At 68.6% G+C, this 477-nt stretch carries 1 protein-coding gene and 1 pseudogene; both read right to left on the reverse strand.

The window, feature by feature from the left end:
• A partial coding sequence (locus tag D9V41_RS16295; RefSeq protein ID WP_133434237.1) for a hypothetical protein occupies positions 1-182 on the reverse strand: 182 nt, incomplete at its 3' end.
• Positions 183-237: 55 nt separating this feature from the next.
• Positions 238-477: pseudogene (locus D9V41_RS17915) on the reverse strand (hypothetical protein); the annotation flags it as partial.

The raw sequence follows: 477 nt of genomic DNA on the forward strand, positions 1-477 counted from the left end.
ACGGCGATGACCACCAGAATGATGCCCGCCTGCAGCGCGAAGTCCATCGACGACGTCACCGCCACCGCGGCGCACACGGCCGCGACGATGGCGACGCCGACGACGGGGAAGATCGCCTCCGAGCGGATCCAGGCGCGTTGCGGCAGCCGTGGAGCACCGGCGATCGTCTCGACCTCAGTCACGGGTTCATCATCCACCAACTCCCCGCTCACCGGACCTTCGGCCACCGGATCGAGGTCACTCCGTCGTGGAGGTGGCGCTGTCGTCGTCGGGAAGATCGCTGAGGGTGAGTTCGGTGTAGTCGCCGACCTCGATGATCGCGCCCGGCTTGAGCGTGACGATCTGCAAGCCGACCGGCCGCCCGTCGTCGAACGTCACCAGCGTGACCTGCGCGTCCCGGCGCAGCTTGCTGCCCAGCGCGAAGGCGTACACGGCACCGCCGGTCGACGCCGTCGTCAGCGATGTGGTGATGCCGTC

This window comes from Aeromicrobium phragmitis (assembly GCF_003674095.1).
In the GTDB taxonomy this organism is placed as follows: domain Bacteria; phylum Actinomycetota; class Actinomycetes; order Propionibacteriales; family Nocardioidaceae; genus Aeromicrobium; species Aeromicrobium phragmitis.